The organism is Pedobacter sp. UC225_65 (assembly GCF_042698365.1).
GTDB lineage: Bacteria > Bacteroidota > Bacteroidia > Sphingobacteriales > Sphingobacteriaceae > Pedobacter.
This window is the reverse complement of sequence record NZ_CP170550.1, coordinates 1,359,932-1,378,278: the sequence shown is the minus strand read 5'-3', so window position 1 is coordinate 1,378,278 and position 18,347 is coordinate 1,359,932. Positions and strand designations below refer to the sequence as shown.

Genomic DNA, 18,347 nt, shown 5'->3' with positions numbered 1-18,347 from the left:
GTTTAATTCTCTGTAATTGGCAATTCTACAAAAAATGTAGTTCCGAAACCAGGTATGCTTTCAAACCAGATAGAGCCATTATGTGCCTCAATGATCTGTTTAGAGATGGCTAGGCCCAGTCCAAAAGATTTCTCGCCATCTGTGCCTTGCCTTTGTACATCTGCATTCATGGCAAATAATTTCTCCGCTATTTCTGGCGGGATTCCGATGCCATTGTCTTTCACAGCAATAAGTATGCTTAAGGGCTTTTCTTCCATTACAATATTGATTGTAGTGCCATGTGGGCTAAATTTGATGGCATTGGAAATAAGGTTGCTCATTACCCTCCAAATCTTTTCTCTACTGATGTTGATCTCGATTGGGATGGTAGAGATCTTTAGTTCTTGATTTTTTTCTTTGGCTTTGCTATCCAAGAGCGTAATACAGTACTTTAAAAGCGTATGCATCTCAACAGGTTCTTTGATCAGGTTGCTCTTGTTGTATTGTACTTGCAAAAGATCATTGATGAAATTTAAGGTATCGGCTCCTGAAGTATTGATCATGCTGATGATCTCGCGTTGGTCTTCTGTTAAGTCGTTCTCTTCCAGCATCAAGGAAGTTAGACCAATTACACCTGCAATTGGGGTGCGCATATCATGTGCAACTACTTGCATCATATGAGTGTTTTCTTCCTGACTTTGCTCTAAGGCTTCGAGCGTTTTTTCCATCAACAAGTTATGGTCGCTGATCTTGGCATTTAATACCTTTAACGACTTGTTATTTTTCCTTGTGATCCGATAGTTTCTCCAGATCAAAAAGATGACCAAAGCCGAAAGAAGTGTAAGGCTGAGTGCAAATATGAGGTAAACTGTTTTCAGTTCATCCTTTTTCTTTAAAACATCAATTTCTTGTGTCTGCGCATATTTGATAAATTCTTTATTGATGTCCTTACTTTTGATCTGGCTGTCTACAAGGTCTGCAGAGTCTTTCAGTTTATGATAGGCTTTATAGGCTTTGTAAGCTTGAGGAACATTTCCGGCATCTTCATAATAGTTCCATACCAATGCGCTAAATCTCAGGTTTACTTCTTTAGAAGGCTTGCTTAAAGAATCAGTTCTATTGCGGATGGTGTTGATCAGATCAGCGGCCTCTTCCTTTCTGCCGGTATTCAGATACAATTGGGCCAGTTTGATCTGGTTAAACAGAATGTCTTCCAGATAGATCTTATCAAGTTCCAAACTTTTGATAAAGGCGGCTTCGGCCTTTTGGTATTCTTTTAAACGGACATAATTAGAGGCGATGTTGCCATAGATAACGCCTCTAGCAGCATTGATATAGGACAAGTGTTTAGCAAATTTTTTATCTACCGAATTTACATAGGCCAATGCATTTTGATAAGCAATGGTAGCGCTATCTGGCTTGTTCAGCCGCTCGTAACATAAGCCAATGCTATTGAGGTTAGATTGTATTTTACCAAACGAGATAAAAGGTTTGGCTGTGGTCTTTTGATAATAGCCAATTGAAGTCCTAAAATAGCCCAATGCTTCGTTATATTTTTTCTGTTTAAACAAAACATTGCCTATGCTCATGTTGATAAAACCTTTCATGCCATTGTCTAAACTGATTTTTTCAGAAAGTACCTTGGCATTGTAGAAATATTTGAAGGCATTATCATAGTCGTCTTTGTCGGCATATAGATTAGCCTTGATATTATATGCAGAGAATAACTCTTCGGGATGGGATTTGATCTGCTTTTCTAAAATCGCAAGGGCACTATCGATATAGACCATACTCTGCTCAGTATTGGTATTGTTTTCTGCCAATGATTTATATTTCCTAGTAAAGTCAAATTTACTGGCTTTTGGAAATGCATTGTATGCTGAGTCGAGATATTTTGATGCTTTGTGATAGTTTGAAATGACAAGAGAATCGCCATGTTGTATAATTTTATCAAAATATTCTGGATGTCCTTTGTCTACAGGGTTAATGCGATCGCAGGATGATAGAATAGCTGTAATACACAAAAAGAAAAGTATAAGGTTTATTTTCATTTTTGAGTGTTGGGTATGCTTGATGTTTAGAAAGTTAAATAAATAAACTTAAAATTAAAAAAAATATATATGGTTATAGTTGGCCTTGATCTTCTGGATAGTTCTTGTTTGCTATGGATTGATTTGTCATTTCTTCAAGGTCACCGATTAACATCTTGCGTTCTACTGGATCTGTTACACTTACTACTCTAGATAAAGACCGGTCAAAAAAGAAAAGTCTTTTTTCTAAAACCGTAGCACCAAATTCGTTTTTCTGTCTATAGGTGTGTATCATTTGGTAACCAATAAATTTGGGTTTAAACCTTGCTTTCTCTTTTGTATTAAAAGAACAACATCTTTAGGCATTAGATCACCAAATGTGCCAGTCGGATTGTATTTCATGACGTCGAAGCGGGTAAAGGCAGAGTCCAATTTTTCGAACGCTACTGCTTCATAACTTTTAAAATCGTTCATGGTAGTGAAGAGCTTTTTTTCGACGAGTTCTTTTGCCTTTTGGTCGTTGGATTTAACACAACCCCAAACTAAACAGCAGACCATAAAAAGTAGAACTTGTTTCATAATGCGTTATAATACCTAACGAAAATACAGAACAATATCTGAATAGAAGAAGTTTCTTGCTGATAAAAAGGCAATTGATGAAAAATGGATACCTACATTTCCCATATTTTACTTTGGATAGAACTGGTACTGCTTTAACCAACCAGTTAAAGCTGATATCAGCTACATGTAAGTTAAACTATATTCCTGCCAAGGGTTTTAAACCTAACTCCATTAGCTTGCACAACAGTAAGGGTTAAATGGCCAGTTTTACTCATTTTAAGGTCAGCAATGCTACCTTCTTTGCCTTTGTGCGTTCCAGCTATCACTTTACAATGGTCGCCGTTGTTTAAGTTTATGGGATTTTCGTTTTTCATTAGATTTCACTTTCTATAAAATTCGTATTTTATTTCGAAAGTTTCCATTTTAATTGAGATACGATTAGAACTACTTATGCAGCTCCCAAGGGGATAGATACAATGATTTCTGTGCCTTTGTTGCTTGATTGTATGTGGATTTCGCCATTTAGGTATTGCACCCTTCGGTGGATGGATGTCAAGCCCATGGTTGTATTTTTATGATTAGGTCTGTTTTCACCAAGGCCTTTTCCGTCATCATGAATGGTCAAAATCAGGTTATTCCCTTCTTCGTAGAATCAGGATACCTACATTCTTGGCTTTCGCATGTTTGATGATGTTGGTAACTGCTTCTTGGATGATACGCAATAGTGCAATCTGAGTGTCCGGTCCTACGCCAATCAATGAGCGGTCATCGATATGGATGGTTTTGTTGTAGCGGCCATCGGGCAATGCACTACCGATCAATAATCTGACATGTTTTTCAAAAGACAGTTCTTGTTGCCCATCTGAGGCACTGAACCATTCATGGCTCTTTTTTCTGGCAGCTTCGTAGGCATTGGCCGTTTCTGCCTGCAATACAGCAAGTCTATTTTTTAAAGAAATGTCGTTGGTATCCATAGACAGGGTTTCCAACTGATGTCTGATGGCGGCAATGGATGAAGAAAGCCCATCATGAAGGTCTTGCCCAAGTCGTTGCTGTTCTTCTCTTACCGCTTGGTATTTGGCTTCTTCCATGGCAATAACCTGCATGTTGGCCTGGCTGTTGAGGGCTTCTACTTGTGCTTTAGCCTTTCTGTCCCTATATACCATGATCAGATAGATGATTAGGATGAGAATGGATGCGGAGACCGAAATGAGCACTAGCCAAAAGGTGCGACCTTGCTTAACCTTTTCTGCTTTTTGTAAGGCGATGCCACTGTGTTCGGCCTGGGTATAAGCATAGAGCAAGTCGCTGGATTCTGCCATTAAGCTCGATTGCATGTCCCGCTCATGTTTTAGCGCATCGATAAGGGAAGTATAAGCACCTTTGTAATCTCCCTTCAAGGCCAGTAACTTGCCTTTAAATTCGTCGAGGTCTGCACTTTGGCTTTTACCGAAGTTTGGCGAGGAAACATATTTGGTGATATAAACAGCTATGCTATCAGGTTTCTTCAGGTTGATGTAGTTCTCCAGGCGCATACGGACCAAATTGATGTCGATAAAGTTTGTTGCTTGGTCCTTATAAGTCGTCTTCAGACTTGCCATTCGGTTCAATAGCATTCTTGCCCTTTCATAATTTTGTTCAAAATTGGCTACAGAATGCTCGATATCTATCATCAAAAGGTCGTTGTAGAGCATCCGGCTTCGGGTAATCGGATATTTATGTTGCAGTGCCGTACCAATTCTTGTAGCCAAAAGTGCGGTCTGTTGTACAGCTGCACTATCCTTTAGCTTTACATATCCCATTAATGCTGGTGATAGGATATACATGGCGTTCAGCCCTACAGATGATCTACCTTGCCATTTTCTAAAAGTTCGGGTAAGCTTGTCAAGTACTTCTTTTCACCCTCAAATATCGCGATGACTTTATCATAGAGCCTAAATTCTTGATAGATCTTACATTTTTGCAATTGTTCTACCAGTGGATGTTTTTCGCCATTTTTTTTATATTCCTCAGTAATCTTTTCTGCATAATACATGGATGCACCTTTCTTTTTGAACATTCGTGCATTGTTGAAAAACAAAAAAAAGTAACTGATCCGGGCACTGTGATATTTGGGTTTGCTCCAGGCAATTTCTTCATACAGATCAAGTAAACCTACCAGTTGCTTGGTTTCAAAATGTTTCCCTTCAGAGAAGAGTTGATGTGTAAGTGAATCGGCCTTGAGGAAATATTGTTCTGCTGATATGCTCTGCGAATGGTAAGCCTTGGCCAACTTGTCGAACTCCTTTTGTGCATTGCTGTTGGATTGTGCAACTGCGTCTAGGCTTTGAGTGGCTATTAAGATAGTTAAGAGGGCAAGGAAGTTAAATATCTTCGATAGCAGGGATGATTTGGTGTTCATGGGATATAGGGCATAAATAACTTCTTATTAGGGTCAGATCAGTTCGTGTTCACGAGCATAAGACAACAGTTCGGTAATGGAATTGACTTTTACCTTGGCCATCATCTTGCGTCGATGCGCTACAATTGTGTGTTTGCTGAGGTGGGTACGATCTGCTGTTTGGATAATGGATAAACCGTGAGCAAAATGTTGTAATACTTCTAGCTCACGTGCTGTGAATAATATCTTTCTGGTCAGTTCGGTGTTGGAGACAATATCGTTGATGGCTGTGGAAATATATTGTTGACCTCGACCTATGGCGGTGAGACATTCCAGTATGGTGTTGAAACCTGATGACTTGCTGATGAAACCGTGTGGATTGTAACTTAAGATATTGGTAATGGCCATTGGGCTAGTTACAGCACTGATGACAATGATGGTCATGTGTTTATTCAACCTTCTGGCCTCATTGATCAATGGAAGCCCATTTTTGTTCTTGAGGTAATAATCCAAAAAGAGGTAGATGGGGGTGTCGGAATGCCTAACCAAAAAATGAACCAGTTCACGTTCTTCACTAAAAGGATGCACAGAACGAAAAAGTTCCAACCGCTCGATCAGTGCAGAAAAGGAATCTGCAAATAGCAGATCATGATCAAAAACAATTGCGAGAGCTTCAGTTTTACCCATAAACGTGCCGAATATAGGAAAAGAAAGAATTATATATACCCTTTATGGGATGTGTTCGGCTTTCAATAGCTGATTAATGCTACTTATTGGTATTATAATAACATATTTTTGCTACTTAACATTTCTGTTAACTAAGCAAAAAAGACAAAGCCTGTTATTTGATAACAACTAGGCTACTGTCTTGTATCGATTGGCCAGTTCCAGATAGGCAATCCTTTGGCTGTAATCACAAATTCTTGTTATTTGTTTGGATATCGTAACATGTTGTTGTTATAATGCTTGGCATGCTGTGTTATTTTGTACTCGAGTGGTTATTTTTAGCGGTCTACTATAATCAACAAATCAATAGAGAATACAACAACATTTTATGGATATACAAATGGCATTTTCTGGTTATGTATTAGAAAGGTGCTCGTATAAAGAGAAAATTGGATAATGGTGTAAAGATATTGGCCATGTTAGATAGCGCATTACAATAGGGAGAGCATTTAACTGTGATAGCTGCATGGTCATATTAAAAAGATTAGATAGATACAAACGGTTCAGTGTTGTGCATTACAAATAGACCAACAGAAAGAATTTTAAAGATGCGTTTGAAGATAAAAAATGCCAAATCGGCCAAAATTGTTCCATCTACCAAGCCTTATTGTTTAGACATTGTTATTGATGGAATACAAGTACATGAGCTGTTAATGTCTGTGGATATTATGGCAGCAATAGATTATTATGGCGTAACAGAACTATTGGATGTGATTGAAGAGCGACAGTTGAATTCACATCTTCAATATCTTGGAGAAGGCGATGGACAACTACAGACTAGAGAACTGGATCCTCCAAGTACCAAAAGGATAGAGAGCGCCCGATGTTTTAGACCATAAGCCTACAAAAAGGTGCAGAATCGAGATGTGACTATAGATAAATTAGCTTAGCCAAGATCAAAAAATGAGTATCAGCTATCAGCATGCCATAAAAGCCATTGATGCATCTATAGAAAAGGCAACTGCCTTAGGTGTTGCAGTGAGCCTTGCCGTAGTAGATATCAATGGATATCTGGTCGCTTTTGCAAGATTGGACAGAAATGGCGATATGATTGATTTCGCCGTTAAGAAAGCCAAAACGGCCTTATTGTTTGAAGAGGTTGACGACCGCTTGGAAATAATGGCGGTACGGACAAGTAACTATGGACAGCGGATGTTTGGTTTCACAAAAAATATGTTGGCTATTGGTGGAACGGCACCAATTAAAGATCTACAGGGTAGGGTTATCGGTGTTATCGCTTCGTCTGGAGGTAGCCCTGATCAAGACATGGATATTGTTGGAGCAGGAGCCAGGGCAGTTTTCGAATGTGGTCAAAAGTGTGGGCATGAACATTAAAATTGTTGGCGTTTAATGTTTGAATATGTTGCCGAATACCTTTTATGTGTGCAACATTTGACCCTTTTCTGCCCCGATAATATTAAATGTCGTATTGAAATCTACTTTGCCAAGATTAACTATCTTGATTCAATTTTGAATTCTTTTTTGTATCCTTCATGAATAGATATACCATTAAGGAAATGAAAATACAGCAAGTAATATACCAATAGTAATAAGATTCATGTCCCCAATCCTTTAACCATAGTGCTATATATTCTGCCGTACCTCCAAAAATGGCTACTGTGATCGCATAGGGTAGGCCCACGCCTAAAGCACGTACTTCTGCTGGAAATAGCTCTGCTTTAACCACTGCATTGATGCTGGTATATCCGCTTACAATAACCAATGCGAACATCAATATCAAGAATGCTTGCCATTGGCTGGTTGTATGGCTCAACATGGTCAATAATGGAACTGTAAAAATAGTGCCTGAAACTCCAAATGCAATCAATAATGGTCGACGGCCAATCTTATCCGACAACATACCAAATAGCGGTTGTAAACAGGCAAAAATGAACAATGTTAAAAGAGAAATCAATGTAGACTGTTCCTTGCTCATATGTACAGTATTGACCAAAAACTTCTGCATATAGGTAGTGTAAGTATAAAATGCAAGAGTTCCTCCTAAAGTTAGTCCAATAACGGTGGTTAATGCTTTTGGGTGTTTTAGCAGTTCTTTTAATGTCCCTTTTTTCTCCGATTTCTTCTCTTTCAGGTTCTCAAAGGCTGTAGTCTCGTGCAGGTTCTTTCTCAGATACAGCGCCACAATAGAAAGGATAGCCCCAAATACAAATGGAATGCGCCAGCCCCATTCATGAAGTTCGCTATCGGTAAGCAAAACTTTCTGAAGGAATAATTGAATGGACAATGCGAGAAGTTGCCCGCCGATTAGGGTTACATATTGAAAGCTCGAATAGAAGCCGCGTCGATTTTTGGTAGCCATTTCACTTAAGTAGGTAGCAGACACGCCATATTCGCCTCCTACACTCAAGCCCTGCAATAACCTTGCAGTAAGTAATAAAATAGGGGCTAAGACCCCAATCGTTTGGTAGGTTGGTGTGAATGCGATCAATAAAGAACCCAAAGACATCAACAAAACAGATAGAGTCATAGACTGTTTACGACCTATGCGGTCGGCAATACGTCCAAAGATGTATCCTCCCAATGGTCGCATCAAAAAACCTAGGGCAAATATACCCGCGGTATTGAGCAGCTGTACAGTCGGATTTCCTTGTGGGAAAAATGAAGATGAAAAATAAATGGCAAATGCTGAGTAAGCATACCAGTCGTACCATTCAACTAAATTACCAATAGAGCCACCAAAAATTGCCTTCAGCCTTTGTGATGATATTTTATCATGGTCTGAAGAGGATACTTCTTGCTTCTTCTTTTTTAGGGCTTCCATGTTCGTTAGGTCTAAAATCGGTTATTTTTAGAATGTGCAATAGAAATGATGTAGTTACAGCTTGAGAATTGTCGGAACTTGAATTGGAAAAAAAATTATCTAGTAAGTAGCCTTTTTTAAGTGTTGAATTTTATTCAGAAATAAAAAAAGCTACCTTTTTGAGGTAGCTTTTTTCAGCGGAGAGCGAGGGATTCGAACCCCCGGACCTATGACAGTCAACAGTTTTCAAGACTGCCGCATTCGACCACTCTGCCAGCTCTCCGCTGCAAAAGTACGAACTCCGATTAAATCTGCAAACTATGAATAGATATTTTTTGAAAAAAGACGCTAAGCGCCTATAACAGAGCAATAAAAAATTATGGTTTCTCTAATTTTTCTTCTGTTTGAGCCGATTTTTTAAAGATATTGAAATTCGGACGTATGATTTTTACACTACGTTTTGATAGATCAACGCTGGCATTAAGTTCAAAACCTACCAATAAAATCAAAGAGTTTAAGTATAACCAGATCATGATGACGATCAATGTTCCGATAGGTCAGTAGACCTTGTTATAGGCGCTGAAATTATTAATGTAGAAAGAAAATCCCCAGATGGTTAAAAAGGCCAGTATCGTAGCTAACCATGAACCAGCACTAAAGAACTTCCATTTTTTGGCGTGCGCAGGTCCATAGCGGTATAATATGGACACGGTAATGAAATATAAAGTACCTAATAAGGTCCATCTCGTTAACTGGATCACATAGATGGTGAGATTTCCTTTGTAGTTGATTTCGTCTTTTAGATAGTTTAAGAGTATTTCTCCCAAAGCCATGGCTGCAATACAGATGATCACAGAAAAGGCAATGATGACCGTTAAAATCACTGCTACGAGGCGACGTTTAAGCCATGTCCTGGTTTCAACGATAAGTGAAGATTTATTGAAGGCCATCATCAAGTTATGGACACCATTTGTAGCAAAAAATAAGGACAGTAAAAAACCGATAGACAACAAACTTCCATTTTGGATGTTTACGATATCGTTAATGGTGGTTTCTAATGCAATAAAGGCATTGTTAGGTAACACCAATGCCAATAAAGACATCAACTGTTCTTGAAAACCAATTCTTTTTGGAATATATGGATCAGCGTAAACAGAAAGATAATGGCAGGAAAAATAGCCAACATGAAATTATAGGCCAATGAAGAAGCCTTGTTGACCAAGGTGTCTTTACCTATTTCCTTAAAAAAAAAAGTAGCGACTGTATAAATGGGTAATGGACTGAAACCGGGCAATACACAAACTTTTGTCCACTCGATAAAAAGCGAATAGATTTTAAGTTTCAACAATTGTTTGTGTAACCAATTCATAATCAATTAAAATACTGTCTTACATTTTTCATGAAGTTTTCAGGTGGTTGGCAAGGTCTTCTGGTCTCTTTATTTACAAAAACCAAGGTAGTTTGACCTGTATTGATTAACTCGTTGGCTTCATTATAGATTTCATAATCGACCCTTAATCTTACTGTTGGTAAATCTTTAACAATAGATTTGATGGTTAAAACCTGATTATATAAAGCTGGTTTTAAAAATTTGGATTGTAGCTCCAAAATTGGGAGCATCACGCCATCAGCTTCCATCGATTCGTAACTCATGCCAGAGCAGGCTTCAAAACATTCTGTTCTGGCCAGTTCATAGTATTGAGCATAGTTGCTATGGTGTACCACACCCATCTGATCAGTCTCTACATAGCGGACTTTTACTTTGCTTTCGTATACAAACATTATTTGTAGATGTTTCTTTTGTTCAAGGCTTCTCTATATTTTTTGGCATTGATCTCGTGTTGTACAACGGTTTCAGCAAAATTATGGTAACCAGAAAAATCCTCTTTTGCACACATATAGATGTAATTGTTCACTTCTCTGTTCAATACCGCATCAATGGCATTGATGCTTGGCATGGTAATAGGGCCTGGAGGCAAACCTGCATACTTGTAGGTATTATATTTAGAATTTACGCTAAGCAAGGCATTGGTTACACGTTTTACGGTAAAATCATCATTGGCATAGATCACTGTTGGATCTGCCTGTAATAAAATACCGCGGTTCAAGCGGTTTAGATATAAACCTGCAATTGTTGGCATCTCTTTGTCGTAAAGTGCCTCAGAGTCTACAATAGAAGCTAAAATGGTTACCTGGATTGGAGTTAGGTTCAATGCAGCGGCTTTACGTTTGCGCTCGTCATTCCAAAACTGCACATATTGTTTCTGCATCTTCTCAAAAAACTCGACAGGACTAATGTTCCAATACAGTTCATAGGTATTTGGGATAAACATGGTATAAACATTCTCGGTAGTAAAACCATATTTTTCTACCAAACCTGCCGAATCCAATACTTTAATGAAAGCCAAAGAATCGGCTTCCATATTTTTGGCTAAGTAAGCGGCAAAATTTTCTTTTTTTCTAATATTTTGAAACTTCAGTTTAACAGCATCCTGATTGCCAGATTTTAACTTGTTGATCAAAGTACGGTTGTTCATGCCTTCTTTAACTGCATAACGACCTGGTTTTAGGTTTTTGCCCAAATTCATTTTGCCAGCTGCTGCTTTAAACGAACCTATATTTTTAACGATGTTCTTGTTTTCTAAGCTGTTTAATAGGTCGTCGTATGTGCCGTTGGTTTTGATATAGATGTATTTTTCATTGCCGTTTACATTCGGGGCAAGATAGGTCTTATAGATATTCAGACCATAAAAACCTGCTACTGCAATGATGATGATCGCAATAATCAATATGATCTTTGTACTTTGTTTTATTGGTGTTTTTTCGTTGCTCATGTTGTTCTTGAACTTAATTTTTTGGTTTGTTAGTGATAGTGATGTTTACCGGTGTACCTATTTTAACTTTTGTAACGGTATCGGCTGGTAAAGGGAATTGGGTAGTGATGATCGCATTGGCTGTATCAGTAATCACACCGTCGTAAGTGATGGTACCTATACTTAACATTAGGCCTTTTAAAGAGAATTTAGCTTCATTAAGGGTAAATCCGGTTAAATTGGGTAGTTCTACTTCTTCATTTCCCCGTCCATCTCCAAGTACAAGGTTAATAGTAGATCCTGTAGGTAATACTTCTCCACTTTTGATCAATTGTCCGCCAAAATAGGCTTCTAAAACAACATCTCTGGCTACATCTGGTTTATAAGTGGTATCACCCACTTTTAACCTGTAACTTTCTAAAATGGATTGTGCTTCTCTTAACGATTTGTTTTCGATATCCGGAAATTTAACATTTGGTGCCTGAGCAGTATTAATGGTTAGATAGATGGTTCTATTTCCCTTCACAAAGGTGTTGGCATCAGGGTCTTGGTCGGTCACTATACCTGGCGGCTTGTCCATGATATAAACTGAATCAATCTCATAACGCAAGCCCAATTCCTCTAATTTACTTACAGCTTGGGCCAATGTTAGGCCTTTTACTTCAGGTACATTTAGGCCCTCGCCATGTTTGGTATAAAAACGTAAACTAAAAAAGGCGATCAATAATAGGACTACAACAGTACTAATTGCAGCAATGAGATTGTTTCTGAATGATTTTGTTTTAAGGTACTCGATAAAGTTGCCCATTTATTTTTCTATGTGATGGATGTATAATATTTCAAATTTAGCTTAAAAAAATATTTTATCTCAATTAAAATCAAATCTGCATCAACTAATTTATATTTTTGAACATAAAATTTTTGGAATAACCCCATGAAAAAAACAATTGCATTATTAACTGGTGGTACCACAGGAGAGTGGGTGGTATCTGTAAAAAGTGCCGCAACCATTGCCCAAAATATCGATACCACTAAGTACGAGGTTTATAAGATAATGCTTACCGAAAATGGTTGGTTTTATGAGCCAGCCGATTCTGTAAAAATAGATATTGATAAGAATGATTTTTCGTTGACCTTAAATGGCAGGAAAATTAAATTCGACGGTGTTTTCATCGCTATCCATGGTTCGCCTGGTGAAGATGGCAAATTGCAGGGTTATTTTGATATGGTAGGTATACCTTATACCACCTGTAATGCCTTAACATCAGCCATTACCATGAACAAAGGTTATACAAAAGCCATAGTAAATGGCATTAAAGATTTGAATGTGGCAAAGTCGATCCAGATCTTTAAACATACTGCATATGATATTGAAGAGATGAAAAAAGAACTAAAGTTGCCTTATTTTGTGAAACCAAATAGTGGTGGAAGTAGCATTGGTATGAGTAAGGTTAAACATGCTGACGATTTACAAAGCGCACTGGATAAGGCTTTTAACGAAGATGACCAGATTTTGATCGAAGAGTTTGTAGAAGGAAGGGAGTTTTCCGTTGGTGTATTTAAAACCAAAGGTGAAATTGTAGTCTTGCCTGCAACCGAGGTCATCCCTGCAAATGAGTTTTTTGATTTTGAGGCAAAATATACACCTGGTGCAACCGAAGAAATTACCCCTGGACGGATGACTGATGAGGAGAAAAATAGGGTAGGAGAAGTAGTAACAGCGGTATATCAAAAACTGGACTGCAATGGTATTGTGCGTATCGATTACTTTTTGGAGCACCAAACAGGTAAATTTTATTTCATCGAAATCAATACCATTCCTGGTCAAACGGCTACAAGTTTTATTCCACAACAAGTGGCGGCAATGGGTATGGAACTTAAAGAATTTTATACCCAAGTTATAGAAGAGGCGATTTAGATTTTATAAAAAAAAAGCCCCTAGATCTAAAATCTAGGGGCTTTTTTTAAACCATTGTTTTTTGCCATTTCCCCTTTTTGAATAAGATATAAGAAGCAATGGTAATGCCTACTTCTGCAACTGGAATGGCTATAAACACACCAGTTGGTCCTAATTCCATGTATTTGGCCAAGAAATAGGCAAAAGGGATCTGGAAGGTCCAAAAAGCAATTACATTGATCTTGGTAGGTGTCCAGGTATCTCCCGCACCATTAAAGGCACTTACCAAAACCATTCCTATTCCGTACAGCACAAAACCATAACTCAAAATCTGTAAGGCTTCTACGGCTACTGTCTTGATTTGTTCATCTGTGGTAAAAAATGAGGCGAAAATGGAGCCACAAGTTAGAAAAAGTACGGTAACCACGGCCATAAATATGACGGTGTATTTCATGGTCACGAATACGGATTTTTCAGCACGGTCCATATGCCCTGCACCCATATTTTGTCCAACCAATGTTGCGGCAGCATTACTTAAGCCCCAAGCAGGTAACATAAAGAACATCATCAACCTTAAAGCGGTTTGGTAGCCTGCAGAGCCATGGTCGCCACCCGTAGTCGCCACCAGTTGGGCCAAAAATATCCAGCTACAAGAAGCTATTACAAATTGTAAAATACCTGGGGCTGCAATTTTAACGATGGCTTTGATCTGTTCCCAATGTGGTTTGAAATAAGAGAGTTTGATTTTTAATGCACTATTGCCTCTCACCAAGTGGAATACCTGATAACATACACCCAATCCACGGCCTAAAGCAGTAGCAATTGCTGCTCCGGTTAAGCCAAAAGCTGGGATAGGTCCGAAACCATTGATAAATATCGGACAGAAAATGATATTGGCAATGTTGGCGATCCACAAACTTTGCATGGCGATGGCCGCATTTCCAGCACCCCTAAAAATACCATTGATCAAGAAAAGTAGCATGATCACCGTACTACTGCCCATCATGATGCGCACAAAAGTTGTTCCGTGCAGGGCAGTCTGTTCTGAAGCGCCCATTAGCAATAGGATTTCTTTGGCAAAAACCACCCCAGTAATGCTGATGATCACATTGATGAACATCGCGATTACAATGGTCTGCATGCCGGCTTTAGCAGCTGCTTCCGGATTTTTTTCTCCAATTCGACGGGCAACCACAGCAGTTGCAGCCATACTCATCCCAATGGCCAATGAATAGATGATGGTAAGTACGGATTCTGTTAAACCCACAGTTTGGATCGCATGGCTACTGTCTGGTAAGTGGCCCACAAAATAAAGGTCTACCAAGGCAAATACCGATTCCATCATCATTTCTAGCATCATAGGGATAGCTAAAAGCACAATCGCCTTGCGGATACTGATACGGGTATAATCTGTTTCTTCGCCCTTGAGCGCCTGTTTTAAAACGATAAAAAAATTAGAAAGACTGTTTGTTGTCTTTGTAGATTGTGACATATAAAAAAATTGAATGAAGTAACCATGAGATGTAGTAATTACATCTGTTATTTGAGATCGAGAATAGAGTCCTAGCTATTTAGCGGATACGGACTACCGAAACTATCATGGTTCTGTAGATTTGATTAAAACAAAAATAGGAAAAAAAATAAAAGTTCAAATTTTATTTTAAAGAAAATTAAGTCATCATTTGTTTACGCTTGTTGTAACATATCCATTCTATTTTTATCAAAATTATAAAACCAAACTTGACTAGTTTAACCTTAAACCACATAGATAAAAAGTATGGTAGCCATACGGTATTGCAATTTGATCAATGGAAGATCAATACAGGTGTATATTGGCTAAAAGGAGGAAATGGTACTGGAAAAACAACATTATTTCGTATCATTTCTGGACAGACCCCATTTAAAGGGCAGGTCTTATTGGATGGGATAGACCTAGATAAAAACCCCATTTCATTTCGTGCAAAAATCAGTTATGCGGAAGCCGAGCCCCAATATCCATTGTTTATTACGGGTAGGGAACTGCTCGGTTTTTATAAAGATGTACGTCAAGCTAAACAAGACGAAATAAATGAACTGGCTGCAATTTTTGACCTCAGCGATTTTTTGGATCAGAAGATAGGAGGCTATTCTAGCGGAATGCTTAAAAAACTTTCTTTGATCTGTGCTTTTATTGGTAATGTTGACCTCTATATCCTAGACGAACCGTTGATCACTATCGATGTAGCATCTGCAGATAAACTATATGAATTGATTTTAAAGAAAACCAAAGAAGGGAAAAGCTTCCTTTTATCATCGCATCAGGAAATCAATTCCGAAAAGCTAAACGTCGATGCAGTTTTTGAAATCAAAAATAAACAACTCATCAAATGTTAAAGTTATTGGTCAAGACTTTAGGGCTTACATTTTACCAGCAACATGTAGGGTTATTTTTGGTGGCTTTCTATTTGTTGTTCGGAATCATCCAAGGTTATGCATTAATTGATTTCCATATTGCATTATTGGTCTCCATTTGTTCGTCACCGCTTAATTTCTTGATGCTTTTAGCAGTTTGGTTTTTGTATGCAGTTAAATGTGCCTTTTTTGTGAAACAAAAATTAGCCTTACCAACCTACCAGTTCACAAAATCCATTACTTCAATGCCTCCAAAATGGCAATATACTTTATGGACAAAACTGTATGGATTTTTACTTCTACCCATTTTGGCTTATACAGTTTTGATGTTGTTGGTTTCGGTCAAACATCAATTTTATCTCACTTTTCTAGCGACCATAACAAGTGTTATCCTGATCATTTTGCTTTTAGTAGGCTATACTTATAGGTTCAGTAATTTTGAGTTTAGGGTCTCCAAGATAGGGGGCAAGCTTCCCTCAGTTAAGGTCAATAAGCCTTTTTGGAGCTGGCCTTTGTATCATTTGCTAAAAGAGCAATGGGTAATGTTGCTGGTCTGCAAAGTGGTTTCCATCATTAGTTTTAAATTGATACTATTGGTTTTTGCAGATGTTGGCAATGATATACGGGTTAGCTTAACGGCACTGTTTGCAGTAGTTTTAAGTCATGCCATATTGGTATTCAACCTCATTAAGTTCGATGCTTTTTATATGGCCTTTGCCAAAAATCTGCCTATTACTGCTTTCAAAAGATTGTTGGGTTGGCTATTGGTTTTCTTATTGCTGTTGACGCCGGAATTTGGCCTGTTGTTTTGGTTAAATAACCTTAAAGTATTGCAATTTGCCAATTGTCTGTTTTTCTGTATGGCTATGATGTTGGCGCTGCAGATGTTTGTGTATCTGTTAAAAGCAGACATGGAAAGCTACATGAAATTCCTCTTGTTCTTCTTTTTTATAGGGATGTTGGCTATTTTGTCGAGTTATTATTTGATATTCAGTTTATTGTTGATTCCTTTGGCTGTGGCTACTTTCTTTTGGAGGTATAATACTTTAGATTTAAAGGAAATTGCTTAATTACCGTAAATAGATACGATCATTAAACCAAATATGTTAGAAAATACAGCGTTTATAGTATTAGCCATTAGTCTTTTTCCACTTTCGTTTGGATTATATCTACATGTTAGAAGAAACAAATTTGAAAAGTATGGCATAAAAGTTAAAGCTATAATTGAAGAAATTATTTTAGATAAAACTGCAGATGGCAAATTCTATTATCCCGTAGTTTCATTTTCAACATTAAACGGAAAATTAATTAAAGAGCAGTATCCACTTGGCACATCCCCATCTTTATATCAAAAAGGAGACGAAATAGAAGTGGTTTATTTAGATGAAAGCTTACCTGAATTTATCATTGTAGGAAAGAAATCAAGGTATGTACAGACTGTCTTTATCGTTTTAGGGGTAGTAGGGATAGTGGCTGCAGCCATTTATCTCTTTAAAGAAGTTTATATGCTGTAAGCCTTGATCATTTCCTCGCTAACCTTGCAAGAACGTTGGGTTTTCAGATCAATCATCACATATTCAAAAATGCCATCAGAAGATACTTTACCTGTTGTTCGATTGATCATCTCGAACTGTACGTTGCTGCCTTTTTCGTTCATTTCCAAAATTCCAGTCCTCACGATCATTTTGTCGCCCATCTTTAGCGGTCGTTTAAAATTGATGACTACTTTGGCCACCACCCACCCAAAACCCTGTTCGGCAAATTTCTCCCAACTCATGTTGTAATATTTGTCCATTTGCTCATAACGCGCAGCTAATACATAATCGAGGTATTTGCTGTTATGTACATGGTTGAACATATCAATATCATCAGGACGGACATTTAACTCACTTTCGAATATGCTATATTGATTTTTTTCCAAGATTGATTTTTTTTACAAAGGTAGAAAACCAGATAGAGTATTTGAAGGTTATGCAAGAAATAGATTTGATGTTGTATCAAATTGGTGTTTATTTGACTTATTTATGTAGCATATTTGTATCAATTGTAGGATATTTGATATGTAATGGGGCGTTTAAAAATATATGATACTAATATCCCTCGTGAAAGCATTGTAGCAGAGCGAGAGCAGGTGTATTTAAACCGTTCTGCTGGGCAGAAATTCTTTCCCTCTTAAAACTTAATCGTATTTCTGTTCAAATGAATGGCGGTGAGCCCTTAAAAAAGCCAGAAGGTAAAGGTATGATCATCAGCAGGCCAAATGTGTCTAAAATCAGCTAGCTGTACAGGAACTGGAAAGGATCAACAAGAAAAGCTGATTTTCAAATCTTTAACACTTTAATTTTACTTTTGTTAATCCATAAAAATACTTTATCTTTGCGCCATAATTAATTAATTTATTCACACTTTAGTATCATTCAAGAATGTATTTAAGTAAAGAAAAGAAAGCCGAAATCTTTAAACAACACGGCGAAGTAGAAACCAACACTGGTTCTGCAGAAGGTCAAGTAGCGTTATTTACATACCGTATTGCGCACTTAACAGAACACTTAAAGAAAAATCGTAAAGATTTCTCTACTCAGTTGTCACTTCAAAAATTAGTAGGTAAACGTCGCGGTATTTTGGCTTATCTATTTAAAAAAGATATTGAGCGCTATCGTGCTATCATCAAAGCTTTACAGCTTAGAGATATCATCAAATAAAAAGCTTTTATCATTAAAAGCCATTCTTTTAGAGTGGCTTTTTTAATTTAATACTCAAAAATAAATATATAAACAAGGTCTATTAAAAAGAGGAAAAATAGACCACA

At 37.7% G+C, this 18,347-nt stretch carries 24 protein-coding genes and 1 tRNA gene; 8 read left to right on the top strand and 17 right to left on the bottom strand.

The genetic code is table 11. The features are described 5' to 3' along the window. Positions 1 to 2: 2 nt before the first annotated feature. The 8 genes from ACFJIZ_RS07230 to ACFJIZ_RS07195 all read right to left on the bottom strand — a co-directional run bounded on the left by ACFJIZ_RS07230 (position 3) and on the right by ACFJIZ_RS07195 (position 5,637). Positions 3 to 2,030, bottom strand: a complete 2,028-nt coding sequence (locus tag ACFJIZ_RS07230) for an ATP-binding protein (RefSeq protein WP_379091807.1) — start codon at positions 2,028 to 2,030, stop codon at positions 3 to 5. 73 nt (positions 2,031 to 2,103) lie between these two features. After that, positions 2,104 to 2,304: a hypothetical protein gene (locus ACFJIZ_RS07225; RefSeq protein WP_379091806.1), complete on the bottom strand. Its 201-nt coding sequence runs from the start codon at positions 2,302 to 2,304 to the stop codon at positions 2,104 to 2,106. Then, positions 2,301 to 2,588, bottom strand: coding sequence for a hypothetical protein (locus ACFJIZ_RS07220; RefSeq protein ID WP_379091805.1), 288 nt, complete (start codon positions 2,586 to 2,588; stop codon positions 2,301 to 2,303). Before ACFJIZ_RS07220 ends, ACFJIZ_RS07225 begins: the two co-directional genes overlap by 4 nt. A 173-nt stretch (positions 2,589 to 2,761) precedes the next feature. Beyond that, positions 2,762 to 2,944 (bottom strand): KOW motif-containing protein, encoded by a 183-nt coding sequence (locus tag ACFJIZ_RS07215; RefSeq protein ID WP_379091804.1) that lies wholly within the window; start codon positions 2,942 to 2,944, stop codon positions 2,762 to 2,764. Between the two features lie 74 nt (positions 2,945 to 3,018). Further along, the gene (locus tag ACFJIZ_RS07210; protein WP_379091803.1) at positions 3,019 to 3,195 is read right to left on the bottom strand and encodes a hypothetical protein; all 177 of its coding nucleotides are present in this window, start codon (positions 3,193 to 3,195) and stop codon (positions 3,019 to 3,021) included. A gap of 7 nt (positions 3,196 to 3,202) precedes the next feature. Then, on the bottom strand, positions 3,203 to 4,396 hold the full coding sequence (locus ACFJIZ_RS07205) for a sensor histidine kinase (protein WP_379091802.1): 1,194 nt from the start codon (positions 4,394 to 4,396) through the stop codon (positions 3,203 to 3,205). 11 nt (positions 4,397 to 4,407) lie between these two features. After that, on the bottom strand, positions 4,408 to 4,971 hold the full coding sequence (locus ACFJIZ_RS07200) for a hypothetical protein (RefSeq protein WP_379091801.1): 564 nt from the start codon (positions 4,969 to 4,971) through the stop codon (positions 4,408 to 4,410). 33 nt (positions 4,972 to 5,004) lie between these two features. Next, positions 5,005 to 5,637: a LuxR C-terminal-related transcriptional regulator gene (locus ACFJIZ_RS07195; RefSeq protein WP_379091800.1), complete on the bottom strand. Its 633-nt coding sequence runs from the start codon at positions 5,635 to 5,637 to the stop codon at positions 5,005 to 5,007. Positions 5,638 to 6,224: 587 nt separating this feature from the next. On the opposite strand from ACFJIZ_RS07195, the gene ACFJIZ_RS07190 reads away from it, so the two are divergent. Both ACFJIZ_RS07190 and ACFJIZ_RS07185 read left to right on the top strand, forming a co-directional pair. Next, entirely contained in the window at positions 6,225 to 6,515 is a 291-nt protein-coding gene (locus ACFJIZ_RS07190) for a hypothetical protein (protein ID WP_379091799.1), read from the top strand. Between the two features lie 64 nt (positions 6,516 to 6,579). Next, positions 6,580 to 7,011, top strand: a complete 432-nt coding sequence (locus ACFJIZ_RS07185) for a heme-binding protein (RefSeq protein WP_379091798.1) — start codon at positions 6,580 to 6,582, stop codon at positions 7,009 to 7,011. 115 nt (positions 7,012 to 7,126) lie between these two features. Here the strand turns inward: ACFJIZ_RS07185 and ACFJIZ_RS07180 are convergent, their stop codons facing one another. Together ACFJIZ_RS07180 and ACFJIZ_RS07175 are read right to left on the bottom strand one after the other, a co-directional pair. Then, on the bottom strand, positions 7,127 to 8,458 hold the full coding sequence (locus tag ACFJIZ_RS07180) for an MFS transporter (RefSeq protein ID WP_379091797.1): 1,332 nt from the start codon (positions 8,456 to 8,458) through the stop codon (positions 7,127 to 7,129). A 177-nt stretch (positions 8,459 to 8,635) separates the two neighbouring features. After that, a tRNA-Ser gene (locus ACFJIZ_RS07175) sits at positions 8,636 to 8,720 on the bottom strand. Between the two features lie 158 nt (positions 8,721 to 8,878). On the opposite strand from ACFJIZ_RS07175, the gene ACFJIZ_RS07170 reads away from it, so the two are divergent. Then, positions 8,879 to 9,001 carry a hypothetical protein gene (locus ACFJIZ_RS07170; protein WP_379091796.1) on the top strand — a complete coding sequence of 41 codons (123 nt, stop codon included), beginning with the start codon at positions 8,879 to 8,881 and terminating at the stop codon, positions 8,999 to 9,001. On the opposite strand, the gene ACFJIZ_RS07165 is transcribed toward ACFJIZ_RS07170, so the two are convergent. The 5 genes from ACFJIZ_RS07165 to ACFJIZ_RS07145 are packed head-to-tail and all read right to left on the bottom strand — an operon-like array spanning position 8,995 to position 12,058. Next, positions 8,995 to 9,540, bottom strand: a complete 546-nt coding sequence (locus tag ACFJIZ_RS07165; protein ID WP_379091795.1) for a YihY/virulence factor BrkB family protein — start codon at positions 9,538 to 9,540, stop codon at positions 8,995 to 8,997. The genes ACFJIZ_RS07170 and ACFJIZ_RS07165 overlap by 7 nt on opposite strands. Continuing rightward, positions 9,540 to 9,806, bottom strand: a complete 267-nt coding sequence (locus ACFJIZ_RS07160) for a hypothetical protein (protein ID WP_379091794.1) — start codon at positions 9,804 to 9,806, stop codon at positions 9,540 to 9,542. Before ACFJIZ_RS07160 ends, ACFJIZ_RS07165 begins: the two co-directional genes overlap by 1 nt. Positions 9,807 to 9,808: 2 nt before the next feature. Then, positions 9,809 to 10,219 (bottom strand): acyl-CoA thioesterase, encoded by a 411-nt coding sequence (locus ACFJIZ_RS07155; protein WP_379091793.1) that lies wholly within the window; start codon positions 10,217 to 10,219, stop codon positions 9,809 to 9,811. Then, complete coding sequence (gene mltG / locus ACFJIZ_RS07150; RefSeq protein ID WP_379091792.1) at positions 10,219 to 11,271, bottom strand: endolytic transglycosylase MltG; 1,053 nt, start codon at positions 11,269 to 11,271, stop codon at positions 10,219 to 10,221. The genes ACFJIZ_RS07155 and mltG overlap by 1 nt, the downstream gene beginning before the upstream one ends. A 13-nt stretch (positions 11,272 to 11,284) precedes the next feature. Further along, positions 11,285 to 12,058: a PASTA domain-containing protein gene (locus tag ACFJIZ_RS07145; RefSeq protein ID WP_379091791.1), complete on the bottom strand. Its 774-nt coding sequence runs from the start codon at positions 12,056 to 12,058 to the stop codon at positions 11,285 to 11,287. Between the two features lie 126 nt (positions 12,059 to 12,184). On the opposite strand from ACFJIZ_RS07145, the gene ACFJIZ_RS07140 reads away from it, so the two are divergent. Further along, positions 12,185 to 13,168, top strand: coding sequence for a D-alanine--D-alanine ligase (locus ACFJIZ_RS07140; protein WP_379091790.1), 984 nt, complete (start codon positions 12,185 to 12,187; stop codon positions 13,166 to 13,168). 46 nt (positions 13,169 to 13,214) lie between these two features. Here the strand turns inward: ACFJIZ_RS07140 and ACFJIZ_RS07135 are convergent, their stop codons facing one another. Beyond that, positions 13,215 to 14,639: an MATE family efflux transporter gene (locus tag ACFJIZ_RS07135; RefSeq protein ID WP_379091789.1), complete on the bottom strand. Its 1,425-nt coding sequence runs from the start codon at positions 14,637 to 14,639 to the stop codon at positions 13,215 to 13,217. Positions 14,640 to 14,887: 248 nt separating this feature from the next. Between ACFJIZ_RS07135 and ACFJIZ_RS07130 the strand changes: the two genes are divergently transcribed. Genes ACFJIZ_RS07130 through ACFJIZ_RS07120 form a run of 3 tightly spaced genes read left to right on the top strand, consistent with a single transcriptional unit; the run spans position 14,888 to position 17,052 of the window. Then, positions 14,888 to 15,520 (top strand): ATP-binding cassette domain-containing protein, encoded by a 633-nt coding sequence (locus ACFJIZ_RS07130; protein WP_379091788.1) that lies wholly within the window; start codon positions 14,888 to 14,890, stop codon positions 15,518 to 15,520. Continuing rightward, on the top strand, positions 15,514 to 16,608 hold the full coding sequence (locus tag ACFJIZ_RS07125; RefSeq protein WP_379091787.1) for a hypothetical protein: 1,095 nt from the start codon (positions 15,514 to 15,516) through the stop codon (positions 16,606 to 16,608). Before ACFJIZ_RS07130 ends, ACFJIZ_RS07125 begins: the two co-directional genes overlap by 7 nt. Positions 16,609 to 16,641: 33 nt before the next feature. Beyond that, complete coding sequence (locus ACFJIZ_RS07120; protein WP_379091786.1) at positions 16,642 to 17,052, top strand: hypothetical protein; 411 nt, start codon at positions 16,642 to 16,644, stop codon at positions 17,050 to 17,052. Here ACFJIZ_RS07120 and ACFJIZ_RS07115 read toward each other — a convergent pair. Beyond that, positions 17,040 to 17,459 (bottom strand): acyl-CoA thioesterase, encoded by a 420-nt coding sequence (locus ACFJIZ_RS07115; protein WP_379091785.1) that lies wholly within the window; start codon positions 17,457 to 17,459, stop codon positions 17,040 to 17,042. The two genes, ACFJIZ_RS07120 and ACFJIZ_RS07115, sit on opposite strands and share 13 nt — an antisense overlap. A 502-nt stretch (positions 17,460 to 17,961) precedes the next feature. Between ACFJIZ_RS07115 and rpsO the strand changes: the two genes are divergently transcribed. Further along, on the top strand, positions 17,962 to 18,240 hold the full coding sequence (gene rpsO, locus ACFJIZ_RS07110; RefSeq protein WP_379091784.1) for a 30S ribosomal protein S15: 279 nt from the start codon (positions 17,962 to 17,964) through the stop codon (positions 18,238 to 18,240). The last annotated feature ends 107 nt before the right edge of the window (positions 18,241 to 18,347 follow it).

Bases quoted from the DNA above. Each gene is read 5' to 3' on its own strand.
- ACFJIZ_RS07230 (WP_379091807.1), bottom strand. From the start codon at position 2,030: ATGAAAATAAACCTTATACTTTTCTTTTTGTGTATTACAGCTATTCTA.
- ACFJIZ_RS07225 (WP_379091806.1), bottom strand. From the start codon at position 2,304: ATGATACACACCTATAGACAGAAAAACGAATTTGGTGCTACGGTTTTA.
- ACFJIZ_RS07220 (WP_379091805.1), bottom strand. From the start codon at position 2,588: ATGAAACAAGTTCTACTTTTTATGGTCTGCTGTTTAGTTTGGGGTTGT.
- ACFJIZ_RS07215 (WP_379091804.1), bottom strand. From the start codon at position 2,944: ATGAAAAACGAAAATCCCATAAACTTAAACAACGGCGACCATTGTAAA.
- ACFJIZ_RS07205 (WP_379091802.1), bottom strand. From the start codon at position 4,396: ATGTATATCCTATCACCAGCATTAATGGGATATGTAAAGCTAAAGGAT.
- ACFJIZ_RS07200 (WP_379091801.1), bottom strand. From the start codon at position 4,971: ATGAACACCAAATCATCCCTGCTATCGAAGATATTTAACTTCCTTGCC.
- ACFJIZ_RS07195 (WP_379091800.1), bottom strand. From the start codon at position 5,637: ATGGGTAAAACTGAAGCTCTCGCAATTGTTTTTGATCATGATCTGCTA.
- ACFJIZ_RS07190 (WP_379091799.1), top strand. From the start codon at position 6,225: ATGCGTTTGAAGATAAAAAATGCCAAATCGGCCAAAATTGTTCCATCT.
- ACFJIZ_RS07185 (WP_379091798.1), top strand. From the start codon at position 6,580: ATGAGTATCAGCTATCAGCATGCCATAAAAGCCATTGATGCATCTATA.
- ACFJIZ_RS07180 (WP_379091797.1), bottom strand. From the start codon at position 8,458: ATGGAAGCCCTAAAAAAGAAGAAGCAAGAAGTATCCTCTTCAGACCAT.
- ACFJIZ_RS07170 (WP_379091796.1), top strand. From the start codon at position 8,879: ATGATTTTTACACTACGTTTTGATAGATCAACGCTGGCATTAAGTTCA.
- ACFJIZ_RS07165 (WP_379091795.1), bottom strand. From the start codon at position 9,540: ATGTCTTTATTGGCATTGGTGTTACCTAACAATGCCTTTATTGCATTA.
- ACFJIZ_RS07160 (WP_379091794.1), bottom strand. From the start codon at position 9,806: ATGAATTGGTTACACAAACAATTGTTGAAACTTAAAATCTATTCGCTT.
- ACFJIZ_RS07155 (WP_379091793.1), bottom strand. From the start codon at position 10,219: ATGTTTGTATACGAAAGCAAAGTAAAAGTCCGCTATGTAGAGACTGAT.
- mltG (WP_379091792.1), bottom strand. From the start codon at position 11,271: ATGAGCAACGAAAAAACACCAATAAAACAAAGTACAAAGATCATATTG.
- ACFJIZ_RS07145 (WP_379091791.1), bottom strand. From the start codon at position 12,058: ATGGGCAACTTTATCGAGTACCTTAAAACAAAATCATTCAGAAACAAT.
- ACFJIZ_RS07140 (WP_379091790.1), top strand. From the start codon at position 12,185: ATGAAAAAAACAATTGCATTATTAACTGGTGGTACCACAGGAGAGTGG.
- ACFJIZ_RS07135 (WP_379091789.1), bottom strand. From the start codon at position 14,639: ATGTCACAATCTACAAAGACAACAAACAGTCTTTCTAATTTTTTTATC.
- ACFJIZ_RS07125 (WP_379091787.1), top strand. From the start codon at position 15,514: ATGTTAAAGTTATTGGTCAAGACTTTAGGGCTTACATTTTACCAGCAA.
- ACFJIZ_RS07120 (WP_379091786.1), top strand. From the start codon at position 16,642: ATGTTAGAAAATACAGCGTTTATAGTATTAGCCATTAGTCTTTTTCCA.
- rpsO (WP_379091784.1), top strand. From the start codon at position 17,962: ATGTATTTAAGTAAAGAAAAGAAAGCCGAAATCTTTAAACAACACGGC.